The sequence below is a fragment of the Oceanihabitans sp. 2_MG-2023 genome (genome assembly GCF_030547245.1).
In the GTDB taxonomy this organism is placed as follows: domain Bacteria; phylum Bacteroidota; class Bacteroidia; order Flavobacteriales; family Flavobacteriaceae; genus Oceanihabitans.
The window spans coordinates 408,485-420,713 of the sequence record NZ_JAUOQT010000004.1 but is presented as its reverse complement, the minus strand read 5'-3'; the positions used below and the strand labels follow the sequence as shown (position 1 = coordinate 420,713).

Here is a 12,229-nt window from a genome sequence, read left to right as displayed (position 1 = left end):
AATTTATAATCTAAAAAGCCAATTGTATACAATTGGCTTTTTAATACATTTGCATTATATAAAACAAACAAATTTATGTCTTCATTTGAAGATTACATGCTTCCTTGTTTAAACAAAAAACTATTTGGTATAGACTGCCCAGGTTGTGGTATGCAACGCTCTGTTGCACTAATAGTTCAGGGAGATTTTACTGCTGCATTTAATATGTATCCTGCAATTTTTACCATTATTTTAATGCTAATTTTATTAGTATTACACATTAAGTTTAAAATAAAAAACGGACATAAATACTTAATGCTTTTATTTATTATAAATATTCTAATTATCTTTATTAACTATATCAACAAATTTATTTAAACTAACTATGGAAAAACAAACATTACCAAACTCGACACTTATTTTAGTATTTGGAATATTATCTATTTTAACCTGCTGGTGCTATGGAATTATTGGATTAGTATTAGGAATCGTTGCAATAGTACTATCCAGCAAAGCAACTGCTTTATACAAGGAAGCTCCTGAAAATTACTTAGGATATGGAAATGTAAAAGCTGGTAAAATAATGGCAATAATTGGCATTATATTATGTATTGCTACTATAATTTTTATGATTTGGGCAGTAATGTTTATTGGTTGGGATGCTATGCAAAACCCAGAACTTATGCAACAAAGAATGGAAGAGTTACAACAAACAAACCAATAATATATATTATTTTGAAATAAAAAAAGCGACCAATTGGTCGCTTTTTTTATTACTTATATTTCACTTCTATATTAGTTTTCAAATTGCTTTAAAGTTTTTATAATAATAGCAACACAATCTAATAATTGCGCTTCGGTCATAACTAAAGGTGGAGCAAATCTAATAATGTTTCCATGTGTAGGTTTTGCTAATAACCCATTATCACGTAAAGCTATACATATATTCCAAGCTGTTTCACTTTCTTCATCATCATTAATTAAAATAGCATTTAACAAACCTTTACCTCTTACACCATTAACAATATTAGATGTTTCTATAAATTTAGAAAGTTCTGTTCTAAATAATTTTCCTAAAGCTTGTGCATTATCGGCTAGGTTCTCGTCTTTAATCACTTGTAAAGCAGCCATACCAACTGCAGCAGCTACAGGATTACCGCCAAATGTGCTTCCATGATTTCCTGGTTTAATAACATTCATAATAGCATTGTTCGCTAAAACTGCAGAAACTGGATAAGCTCCTCCAGACAATGCTTTTCCAAGAATTAAAATATCTGCCTTAATATTTTCATGATCAATTGCGAGCATTTTTCCAGTTCTTGCAATTCCTGTTTGCACTTCATCTGCAATAAATAAAACATTATACTTTTCGCACAATGCTTTTGCTTTTGTTAAATATCCTTCGGTTGGTACATAAACACCAGCTTCACCTTGAATTGGTTCTACTAAAAATCCTGCAACATTTTTATTGCTAGAAAGTACTTCTTCTAAAGCTATAAGGTTGTCGTATTCAATTTTAATAAACCCATTCGTATAAGGTCCAAAGTTTTTTCTAGCTACTGGATCGTTAGAAAACGAAATAATTGTAGTAGTTCTTCCGTGAAAGTTATTTTCACAAACAATAATTTCTGCTTCATTTTCGTCTATTCCTTTTACCTCGTAAGCCCATTTTCTACATAGTTTTAAAGCTGTTTCTACAGCTTCAGCTCCCGTATTCATTGGTAATAACTTATCGTACTTAAAAGTTTCTGTTGCATACTTTTCGAACGCTCCTAACATATCGTTATAAAACGCACGAGAAGTTAGTGTAAGAGTTTGTGCTTGGTTTACCATTGCTCCAATAATTTTTGGATGACAATGCCCTTGGTTTACTGCAGAATAAGCGGAAAGAAAATCGTAATATTTTTTTCCTTCTACATCCCAAACATATACACCTTCTCCTCTACTCAGTACTACTGGAAGCGGATGGTAATTGTGTGCGCCATACTTGTTTTCTAAATCCATCGCTTCTTGCGATGTTAATTGGTCTAAAACAGCCATTTTTAATAATTTTTAATTTATAAAATAACCATTCCTTATCTACCTTTATCCTTTCGAAGTGTCGAAAATTCAGCGTGGGAAAGAAATCATCCCTAAAGACTTGCAAATTACTAAATATTAGTGCCGAATAAAAAATCTTATTAAGATATTTTTCCAGCTATAGAGGATACTTGTAATTCTAATCGTTTTAATTCTCTTAACAACGCATTTTTATCCATTTGCATCCATGCGAAAATTTTAAGCATACTCACTCCAAGCATAAAAAGGATACTTGCTAATCCCCATTTTAATAAATCTTTAGTTGCTTCAACATTGAAAAATTGGACCAAACAGTAAATAAATAATCCAAAAAAGATTAGAGTCATCATGTTCATTAGTATTAATAGCCATTTATTTTTCCCTTTAAATAATCCGAAAATCATTCCTAAAACACCTTGTTCTTCAAGTGTGTCGTAAAATTTTGCTTCTTCTTCAGATAAAGTTTCTTTTATTAGTGCATCGATGTCTTCCATATTATTTTTCATAATAAAACGAATTTTATAGTTCTCCAAAAAGAGGAAAACAGTTATTAATTATTTTTTATTTTTTTAATATTAATCGTAATTTCTCTCTAGCATAAAATAGTCTAGATTTTGCTGTACCAACAGAAATATTAAGTGTTTTGCTAATTTCTTTTAGTCCATATTCTTCTACATAAAATAACTTAACAACTAATTGCTGCTCTGTAGACAAACCTTGAATTGCTCTTAAAACTTTCTTTTTTAAAGCTGTATCTTCAGAAGCATCTTCTGCTATAGCATCCTGGTTTTTCGCATATTCTTCGTTATTACATCGCTCGTAATTTTTTTTTCGTAAAACATCTAAAGATTTAGAATACACAATACGAAAAGCCCAACTACTAAAGCTATTTTTATCTTGCAAAGTATCTATTTTATCAATAATTGTTTGCCAAGTATCTTGAGCTATATCTTTAGAAAGTTCTGCGTCTTTAACAATCCAAAAAGCTTTCTTACAAAACGTAAAATGCCATCTTTTTACCAGTTTGGCTAGAGCTTCTTTATCGCCAGATTGAAAAGCTTCTACCAATTGTGCATCTATATGTTTGTATGGTTTCAATTATACTTGTTTGGTTAGCAACGGTTTTCTTTTATACCTATTTCTTAAAAATTGTACCCAAATATTGTATCTCGGAATTTTCTTTACTTCCATAAAATGATTTTCAACATTATCAAAAGCCTCTTCTATTAATGCATCGTGCAACCATTTAATTACAAAAAACCATAAAATAGACGCTCTAAAAGTAGAGGTATGCATTCTTATTTCATGAATGATTTCTGTTTCTTTTTCTGAAACTATTTCTAGAAATAATTGATGTATTCCAATAAAACCATCTGGTTTGGTAAATTTAAAGGTGATACTTTTTCCTTCTTCAAAAGCAATAATTGTATATTTAATAATACCATGTCCGCCTTTACTTTTTACTTTTACTCCTTCATTAAAACGTATTGCTGGCCAATTTTTAACAGGCCAAATGGCATCCTTATTTGTTGCTATCGTATTAAATAACACGGAAACATTTTCAATAGGTTGCTTAATTTTTCGTTTATGAACATTTACTACTTGCATATTATAAAGACGTAAAAAAATTAAAAAGGTTCATTTTATTTCCACTAAAATGAGAATCTTAGGAATAAAACTAAAATTTACTTCACGAAAAGGATAAACTTTTAAAATAAACTAGAAATCTTTTAAAGATAATTCAAATAACATACATTTTATTTACTGCTATTATTATTTTTGCAACATGTCAAGAAGAAAAAACAGAAAACAAGTTTTCACAAACGTGGAAGTTATAGATGCAGGAGCAAAAGGTAAAACCGTTGCAAAAGCACCAGATGGAAAAGTGATTTTTTTACCAAACGCAGTTCCTGGAGATGTTGTAGATGTACAAACATTTAAAAAACGTAAAGCATATTACGAAGGAAAAGCAACCGTTTTTCATAAATTATCAGACAAACGTACAGCACCTGCTTGCCAACATTTTGGAACTTGTGGTGGTTGCAAATGGCAAGACATGGCATATGAGCACCAATTGTTTTATAAACAAAAAGAAGTTACCAATAATTTAACTAGAATTGGGCATATAGAACTTCCAGAAGTTACTCCTATTTTAGGAGCTGCTGAACAATATTTTTATAGAAATAAAATGGAATTCTCTTTTAGCGATTCTCGTTGGTTAACGTATGAAGAAGTTGAATCTTCAGACGATTTAGGAGACAGAAATGCTTTAGGTTTTCATATTCCTGGTATGTGGGACAAAATTCTGGATGTTAAAAAGTGTCATTTACAAGCAGATCCTTCAAACGCTATTCGTAATGCTGTTAAACAGTTTGCTTTAGATAATGATATGGAATTCTTTAATACCAGAAATCAAACAGGTTTGCTTCGTACGTTAATGATTCGTACCTCTTCGACTGGAGATATCATGGTAGTAGTTCAGTTTTTTAAAGACGATAAAGAAAAACGAGAATTATTATTAGATTTCCTTTCCGAAGAATTTAAACAAATTACATCCTTACAATATATCATTAACCAAAAAGCTAATGATACTATTTACGATCAAGAAGTTGTTTGCTATAAAGGAGAAGATCATATCTTTGAAGAAATGGAAGGTTTAAAGTTTAAAATTAATGCTAAATCTTTTTACCAAACCAATTCCGCGCAAGCGTTCGAATTATATAAAATAACACGTGATTTTGCTGAATTATCTGGCAATGAGTTAGTATACGATTTATATACAGGAACTGGAACTATTGCGCAATTTGTTGCTAAAAAAGCTAAAAAAGTAGTTGGTGTAGAGGCTGTTCCAGATGCTATTCTTGCTGCAAAAGAAAACGCCAAACTAAATAAAATTGATAATACCGATTTTTATGTAGGCGATATGAAAAACGTATTTAATCAAGAGTTTATTGAAACACACGGTAAACCTGATGTAATTATTACAGATCCTCCTAGAGATGGAATGCATAAAGATGTTGTTAATCAAATATTAAACATTGCGCCAAATAAAATAGTTTATGTAAGTTGCAATAGTGCAACACAAGCTAGAGATTTAGCTTTAATGAAAGACATGTATAAAGTGACTAAATTACAATCTGTAGATATGTTTCCGCAAACTTTTCATGTTGAAAATGTTGTACTTTTAGAAAAAAGATAAATTTAATGCGATTTCCGTTTTTTCGGAAAATAAATATGAAAAAATTAAAAATCATACTAATACCAGTACTTATCCTTTTTACCATTTTTTTAAGTTGTGAAAGAGATGATTTATGTTCCGACGATACTTCTACCACAGCACATCTTTATATGCAATTTTATAATAGTGCAAATACAGAAAACCTAAAAAATGTACTAAATTTTAGAGCACAGGGCGTAGACAATGATGCTGTTTTAAGTGATTATGATGTAGTTACTGCTAATAGTGTTTATTTGCCATTAAAAACTACAGAAACTTCTACGCAGTTTAAATTACATAATGATTATTCTATTAATGATAATGGAACTCCAGATGATGATACAGATGATTATGTAGACGGAAATGAAGATATAATAACCATTCATTATGTTACAAAACTAGAATATGTATCTAAAGCTTGTGGCTATAAAACCGTTTTCGAAAATGTTACTATAAGCATAGAAGACGATGGAGATAAATGGATAGACTACATACTATCAACAACAGATAACGAACCAATTAGCAACGAAGATGAAGCGCACTTTAACCTTTTCCATTAATATATTTCTCTTTTTTATGCTCTTTTGTGTATCTGTTAATGCACAAAATGACAGTATTGCTAAAGCAAAGAAAGATTCTATTAAACATATTCAAAAATACGGACTTCGTATTGGAGGAGATTTAAGTAAACTAATAAGAACTGCCCTCGAAGACGACTATAAAGGTTTTGAGATTATGGCAGATTTTAGACTAACAAAACGTTTATATGTTGCTGGAGAATTAGGTACAGAAGAAAGAACTTTAGGTAACGACAATATTAACGCAACAGCTTCTGGTTCTTATTTTAAGGCTGGAGTAGATTACAACACATACACCAATTGGTTTGGTATGCATAATATGATTTATGGAGGTTTACGTGTTGGTGCAAGTACTTTTAGTCAAACTAGAAATAGCTACTCGGTATATTCTCAAGACCAATATTGGGATCCTGAAATTTCTAACGAATCCAAAAAATTTAGTGGACTTACAGCAATATGGGCAGAATTAATAATTGGTATTAAAGCAGAAATATTACCAAATTTATTTATCGGGCTTAATGCGCAATTAAAAAATATTTTTAGTCAAGACCAACCAGAGAACTTTGAAAATCTATATGTTCCAGGTTATAATAGAACTTATGATGGTAGTAGCTTTGGTGTTGGCTATGGCTATAATATTTCTTACCTTATTCCTTTATTTAAAAAAGGATAAACTAATGAACAAGGAAGATATTGTAAGCAATTTAGAAGAAAAACATACTACACTTTTAAATTGGTTGCAAAATCAAGAAGACGATAAATGGCAAAAAGGCCCAGAAGGAAAATGGACCTCTGGTCAACAAGCATTGCACTTGCTTCAAAGTATAAAGCCGCTAAATGATGCGTTAAGTATGCCAAAAATTTTATTAAAATTTAAATTTGGTAAAGCAAATAGAGACTTAAGAGATTATGATACAATTGTAAATCGGTATCATGAACGTTTAAAAAACGTAAAAGGAAGCACTTTTAAAGGATCGCAAAACATGAAAACCCCTACTTTAAGTGAAAAAGAATACATTCTTAACAGATTACAAGTAGAGAATAAAAAACTACAATACAAAACCTTAAAACGCTGGAACGATAAACAACTGGATAGCTATATTTTACCACATCCTTTAATGGGAAAAATGCCAGTAAGAGAAATTATTATGTGGACAGCATATCATATAGAACATCATACTAAAATACTTCAAGAAAAATATTAGCTATAAAACTGACAAATATCATAGTTAAACACTTTTTAAAGAAAGACCTTTAAGGTATAATACTTATATCATGAGATCTTTAATCGTTTTAAAATTTTTAAGCCTTTTTACAGTTATTCTTTTATTTGGTTGTGCTGTAACAGAAGACATTATCTCCGATTATGATGATAAAATAGATTTTAATTACTACGAAACATATGTTCTTTGTTTAGATGATTTTCAAGTTGACAATACCAAGTATACAAATTTAGATAATGCTTTTGTACGTCAATTAATAGGAAATGAATTAGATAATCAAATGGCTGCTTTGGGATACAAAACCAATGTATTTAAACCACAATTACAGGCTGGTTTTAAAATCTCAATTATTGAAAAAGAAAATATAGTGCGAAACTGTGAATTCGAAAGTGAATTCGACTATTGGAGAACTTGCACTATAAATACCGTAATTTATACGCAAGAAGCACTTATTATTTATGTTTCCGATATTGAAAAAAATCAAGTGATATGGCAAGCTTCCATTCCTTGTGAATTAAATAAATCTAAACATGCTTTAAAAAAGTACACAAAAGAATTAGTAGACCAATTGTTTTTAGAATATCCTGAAATTAGCAAATAAAAACATGAAAAGCTATACGCTGTAAAAAAGCTAAAAAAAAACTATTTGCAACGCAAAAACACTAGTTTTCCTTATTCATATATTTACCTTTCTTACTCCCAGCATACATTTCATATTTCACCAAACGCGCTTCCAGCTTTGCATTAAATACTTTTATTTTTCGTGAAGGACGTAAACCTACAAACTTTAGGGCCTCTAAGTTTGAAGTAACCAACCAAGCATCGGTTCCTGGATAGCCTTGCTTTAAGGTATCTCCTATTTTACTATAAAAATCTTCTACATCTAAATTATCTAAACGTTCACCGTAAGGAGGATTAAATACCATGTGTAATTTTTCCTCTCCTCCCTTTTGAGTTTTAAAAAAATCTTCATGTTTTATAGTGGCAAATTCATCTAAATGTGCATTTTTTAAATTCTCTTTTGCTTTGGTAACTGCACTTGGTGATTTATCAAAACCAAGTAATCTATGATGAAAATCTCTAGTTTTACTTAATAAAGATGCTTCAATTTTTTCAAAAAGTTCTACATCCCAATCGTTCCAACGTTCAAAACCAAATTCTTTACGCATTAGGTTTGGCGGTATATTACAAGCAATCATTGCTGCTTCTACAAGCATAGTTCCAGAACCACACATTGGATCCATAAAATCGGTTTGTCCATCCCAACCAGAAAGCATAATTAAACCTGCAGCAAGAACTTCGTTAATTGGTGCAATATTAGTTGCTGTTTTATATCCACGTTTGTGTAACGATTCTCCAGAAGAATCTAAAGAAAGCGTACACATTTGTCTATCTATATGTACATTAATCTTTAAATCTGGAAAACGTAAATCTACATTTGGTCTTTCTCCAGTAGTATCTCTAAACTTATCTACAATAGCATCTTTTGTTTTAAGCGAAATATATTGTGAGTGTGTAAACTGCTTAGAATTTACCGTAGAGCTAATAGCTAAAGTTCCAGAAGATTTTAGATATTCACTCCAATCCATTTTATACACTTGCTTGTACAAATCCTCTTCGTTTACAATTCTAAAAGTCTTTATAGGTTTTAAAATTTTAATTGCAGTACGCAGTCCTAAATTCGCTTTGTACATAAAGCCTTTATCACCAACAAATGAAACACTTCGCACTCCTATTTTAACTTGTTGTGCACCAAGTTGTGTTAGCTCTTTTGCTAATAAATCTTCAAAGCCAAATAAAGTTTTGGCTAGCATTTTATAATTATTCTCCATGTATTACGACAAATAGATTGCAAAAATAGATTATTTTTGTGCTGATATATAACAATACATGATAAAAAGCGAAAAAGAATGGTTTGCTTCGTGGTTTGATTCGCCATTTTACCATATTCTTTACAAAGATAGAGATTATACCGAAGCCCAACAGTTTATGGATAATCTTACCAATTATTTAAATATTCCAGAAGGTGGAAGCATACTAGATCTTGCCTGCGGAAAAGGCAGACATTCCATATACTTAAACACTATAGGTTATACTATAACTGGAGTAGATTTGTCTGCTAATAGCATAGCACATGCAAAACAGTTTGAAAATGAGACCTTAAAATTTAAGGTGCACGATATGAGTAAGTCATATCCAGATCAATTTGATGCAGTTTTTAATTTGTTTACCAGTTTTGGTTATTTTGATAAAGAAGAAGACAACTTAAACACTATTAAAGCTATTAAAGCAGAATTAAACGAGTTTGGTTTTGGTGTAATCGATTTTATGAATAGTGAATATGTAATAGATAACCTAGTTGCTGAAGATGTTAAAACCGTTGAAGGGATAGCTTTTACTCAAAAACGAAGTGTTGTTGATGGTTATATTATTAAAGATATTTCTTTTACTGTAGATGGTAAAGATTATTCGTTTCAAGAACGTGTTAGAGGATTTACTTTAGCTGACTTTGAATCTCTCTTTAATCAAGCAGGAGTTTATTTATTAGATGCTTTTGGCGATTATAAACTCAATCCCTTTCACGCCAAACAAAGTGAAAGATTAATCTTAATTTTTAAATAATTAGAAAATTGTTACTCTAAGCTTGTCTAAGAGTCATTAATTTAAATATTGCTTTAAATAGATGCAAAACATATTATTACCAATATTAAGTGTTCTTTTAGGTTATGCTTTTGTTTTAATTTTAAAACCATCGCGAAATAAAAACTTAAAACTATTACTCGCTTTTAGTGGAGCTTTCCTCCTATCTATTACTGTTTTCAACTTTTTACCTGAAGTATACCAACACACTAATAAACCAATAGGATTGTTTATTATGATTGGTATTTTACTTCAAATAATTTTAGAGTTTTTCTCTAAAGGTGCAGAACATGGTCACGTGCATTTAAATAAAAGCGCAACTGCTTTTCCCTGGCTATTATTTATAAGCTTAAGTATACATAGCGTTTTAGAAGGTATACCAATACACAACCACAGTAGTTTACTGTTTGGTATTATTATACATAAATTACCAGTTGCTATTATTCTTGCATCCTTCTTTTTTGCATCCCAATTACCAAAAACAAAAATTGCCTTTTTCTTAATTTTATTTGCATTAATGACACCTTTTGGTGTTTTACTTTCTGAAAATTTTAGCTTTATACAAGAATATTATTTTGAATTTTCAGCAATAGTAATTGGTATATTTTTACATATTTCGACAACTATTTTGTTTGAAAGTAATGAAGATCATAAATTTAATATCACTAAATTAATAACTATTGTTGCAGCTATTGCAATTGCTTATTTTGTGTAACCATATATGTTTAGCAAAGAAGAATCAAGACAGATAAAACAGTTATTTTGGACCAGCTTTGGAAAATCTTTTCCAAGAAAGTGGATTTTATATAACACCAAAATAAAAGGATTTAGCTTTAAGTTTCATTTTGATAACAAAAAAGCATTAGTCGCACTAGATCTTGAAGATGATTTAGAAAATCGAATAACCTATTGGGAAAAACTAGAATCCCTCCAAAATATTTTAGTTAACGAATACCTACCAGAAGCGATTTTTGAAGAAGAATACTTTTTAGAAAATGGAAAAGAAATTTCTCGTATCTATATTCCTTTAGGTAAAAAAGTATCTATACACAACAAAAATACATGGCAAGAAGTTATGGTGTTTTTTAATGAAAACATGCATCAATTTGAAGCCTTTTTCAACGAATATCAAGATATTATAAAGGTTTAACTTGCCTTTAATAAAAGTTTCTACTAACTTCGTTAAACGACTGACAAGGAACTTATTATACTTAAAGATTATTCAATATGAAATTACGTCGTCTGGTTTATTCTAGCCAAGCTACAACTCCGTTTAGTAAACGTGATTTATTAAATTTGTTACACGATTCACACGGTTATAATACTATAGATAACATTAGCGGAGTATTAATGCATAGCAAAGGATTCTTTATTCAAGTGATAGAAGGAGAACCAGAAATTATTGATGATCTTTTATTTAGAATACGAAAAGATTCTAGACATACCAAAATAAAAATAATTTATGATAATTTAGTAAACAATCGTCTTTTTAAAAACTGGGCTATGGGTTGTGCAGATTTTGATGATCCATCTTTAAGTATGTTGCCAGGAATTACAACAGAATTTTCTAATCCAAAAGTAATGGAAGACTTAATAAATAAACTACCAGAAACAGCAAATTTTTTAATAGAAAACCTTACCGAAGAACAAATACATGGATAATAAGTCTTTTATTATTTTGTGTTTATATAAAAAAACAACTATTCTTTTACTAATTTACTTAATTGGATTTTTGTATATAAAGTATAGACATATCAAAAAATGCATTACCCATGGATTTACCTACAAACAAACAATTGTTTATAAGGTGTTAGCTTAAGTAACTTTTTCATTAGTTATAAGTTAAATAAAATAGAATTTACTTAATATATTTACTCCTTTTTAACCCAATAAAAATCAACCTTGAAACTATTAGCCAACTATATTATAATTATTTTTATTATTTTCTTCTGTACATCCACTTATGGTCAAAGTGATTTTGCTACAATAAATATTTATAGACCAAAGATGACTTATGGTTCTGGAGCTAGGCATCATATTATTATGAATGGCGAAAAAATTTGCTACCTAAAAAATGGAGGACATTTAGAATATAAGATTTTCAATTCAGACAGTATTACAATTGGTATTTATGCTTCTGCTATTGGCTCAAAAAGTAAAGTTCAAAAATATGATGTTTATTTAGAAAAGGGGAAAAGTTACTATTTTCAAACCATCCCTAAGTTTAGCAAGACTATAATGGAACAAATAGATTCGCCAATTTCAGATAAAAAATTAAATTATAGACATTTTAAAATGTATTCCGATTTTAAAGACAATTCGATTTTATTAAATACATCCAGTAATGAAAAATCTAGTGCAGACAAATTGAGAGAATTAAAACAATTACTAGATGATGGAATAATAACTTTAGATGATTTTGAAAAGAAAAAAGAGGAATTATTAAATAAATATTAGTGACTGTTTATAACCAAAAACATTCGCTACATACTATTAATACGCTACTCTAAACTTCCTTTTTAAAATTTTTAAAA

At 29.7% G+C, this 12,229-nt stretch carries 17 protein-coding genes; 12 read left to right on the top strand and 5 right to left on the bottom strand.

Going from position 1 to position 12,229, the window contains the following annotated elements; genetic code table 11:
• The first annotated feature begins 75 nt into the window (after positions 1-75).
• The gene (locus tag Q4512_RS11325; RefSeq protein WP_303424569.1) at positions 76-357 is read left to right on the top strand and encodes a DUF2752 domain-containing protein; all 282 of its coding nucleotides are present in this window, start codon (positions 76-78) and stop codon (positions 355-357) included.
• A gap of 7 nt (positions 358-364) precedes the next feature.
• A complete protein-coding gene (locus Q4512_RS11320; protein WP_303424567.1) occupies positions 365-703 on the top strand; it encodes a CCC motif membrane protein in 339 nt (112 codons plus the stop codon).
• Between the two features lie 71 nt (positions 704-774).
• On the opposite strand, the gene rocD is transcribed toward Q4512_RS11320, so the two are convergent.
• From rocD to Q4512_RS11300, 4 genes are all read right to left on the bottom strand, one after another.
• Entirely contained in the window at positions 775-2,019 is a 1,245-nt protein-coding gene (gene rocD, locus Q4512_RS11315; protein WP_303424565.1) for an ornithine--oxo-acid transaminase, read from the bottom strand.
• Positions 2,020-2,159: 140 nt separating this feature from the next.
• Positions 2,160-2,543: a DUF6768 family protein gene (locus tag Q4512_RS11310; protein WP_303424563.1), complete on the bottom strand. Its 384-nt coding sequence runs from the start codon at positions 2,541-2,543 to the stop codon at positions 2,160-2,162.
• 55 nt (positions 2,544-2,598) lie between these two features.
• The gene (locus tag Q4512_RS11305) at positions 2,599-3,135 is read right to left on the bottom strand and encodes an RNA polymerase sigma factor (protein ID WP_303424561.1); all 537 of its coding nucleotides are present in this window, start codon (positions 3,133-3,135) and stop codon (positions 2,599-2,601) included.
• Positions 3,136-3,645 (bottom strand): hypothetical protein, encoded by a 510-nt coding sequence (locus tag Q4512_RS11300; protein ID WP_303424558.1) that lies wholly within the window; start codon positions 3,643-3,645, stop codon positions 3,136-3,138.
• Between the two features lie 178 nt (positions 3,646-3,823).
• Here Q4512_RS11300 and rlmD point away from each other — a divergent pair, with 178 nt between their 5' ends.
• The 5 genes from rlmD (at position 3,824) to Q4512_RS11275 (ending at position 7,656) form a co-directional block, all read left to right on the top strand.
• Positions 3,824-5,236 (top strand): 23S rRNA (uracil(1939)-C(5))-methyltransferase RlmD, encoded by a 1,413-nt coding sequence (gene rlmD, locus Q4512_RS11295; protein ID WP_303424556.1) that lies wholly within the window; start codon positions 3,824-3,826, stop codon positions 5,234-5,236.
• A gap of 35 nt (positions 5,237-5,271) precedes the next feature.
• A complete protein-coding gene (locus Q4512_RS11290; protein WP_303424554.1) occupies positions 5,272-5,814 on the top strand; it encodes a DUF6452 family protein in 543 nt (180 codons plus the stop codon).
• A gap of 16 nt (positions 5,815-5,830) precedes the next feature.
• The gene (locus Q4512_RS11285; RefSeq protein ID WP_303424552.1) at positions 5,831-6,505 is read left to right on the top strand and encodes a DUF6048 family protein; all 675 of its coding nucleotides are present in this window, start codon (positions 5,831-5,833) and stop codon (positions 6,503-6,505) included.
• Between the two features lie 4 nt (positions 6,506-6,509).
• Positions 6,510-7,037 carry a DinB family protein gene (locus Q4512_RS11280; RefSeq protein ID WP_303424549.1) on the top strand — a complete coding sequence of 176 codons (528 nt, stop codon included), beginning with the start codon at positions 6,510-6,512 and terminating at the stop codon, positions 7,035-7,037.
• 70 nt (positions 7,038-7,107) lie between these two features.
• Positions 7,108-7,656 (top strand): DUF4136 domain-containing protein, encoded by a 549-nt coding sequence (locus Q4512_RS11275; RefSeq protein WP_303424546.1) that lies wholly within the window; start codon positions 7,108-7,110, stop codon positions 7,654-7,656.
• 61 nt (positions 7,657-7,717) lie between these two features.
• On the opposite strand, the gene Q4512_RS11270 is transcribed toward Q4512_RS11275, so the two are convergent.
• Complete coding sequence (locus tag Q4512_RS11270; RefSeq protein ID WP_303424544.1) at positions 7,718-8,887, bottom strand: class I SAM-dependent RNA methyltransferase; 1,170 nt, start codon at positions 8,885-8,887, stop codon at positions 7,718-7,720.
• Between the two features lie 58 nt (positions 8,888-8,945).
• Between Q4512_RS11270 and Q4512_RS11265 the strand changes: the two genes are divergently transcribed.
• From Q4512_RS11265 to Q4512_RS11245, 5 genes are all read left to right on the top strand, one after another.
• A complete protein-coding gene (locus Q4512_RS11265; RefSeq protein ID WP_303424503.1) occupies positions 8,946-9,677 on the top strand; it encodes a class I SAM-dependent methyltransferase in 732 nt (243 codons plus the stop codon).
• A gap of 61 nt (positions 9,678-9,738) precedes the next feature.
• Positions 9,739-10,410 (top strand): ZIP family metal transporter, encoded by a 672-nt coding sequence (locus tag Q4512_RS11260; RefSeq protein WP_303424501.1) that lies wholly within the window; start codon positions 9,739-9,741, stop codon positions 10,408-10,410.
• A gap of 6 nt (positions 10,411-10,416) precedes the next feature.
• Complete coding sequence (locus Q4512_RS11255) at positions 10,417-10,845, top strand: DUF4268 domain-containing protein (protein WP_303424499.1); 429 nt, start codon at positions 10,417-10,419, stop codon at positions 10,843-10,845.
• 77 nt (positions 10,846-10,922) lie between these two features.
• Complete coding sequence (locus tag Q4512_RS11250; RefSeq protein ID WP_303424496.1) at positions 10,923-11,357, top strand: BLUF domain-containing protein; 435 nt, start codon at positions 10,923-10,925, stop codon at positions 11,355-11,357.
• A gap of 240 nt (positions 11,358-11,597) precedes the next feature.
• Positions 11,598-12,152, top strand: a complete 555-nt coding sequence (locus Q4512_RS11245; RefSeq protein WP_303424494.1) for an SHOCT domain-containing protein — start codon at positions 11,598-11,600, stop codon at positions 12,150-12,152.
• The last annotated feature ends 77 nt before the right edge of the window (positions 12,153-12,229 follow it).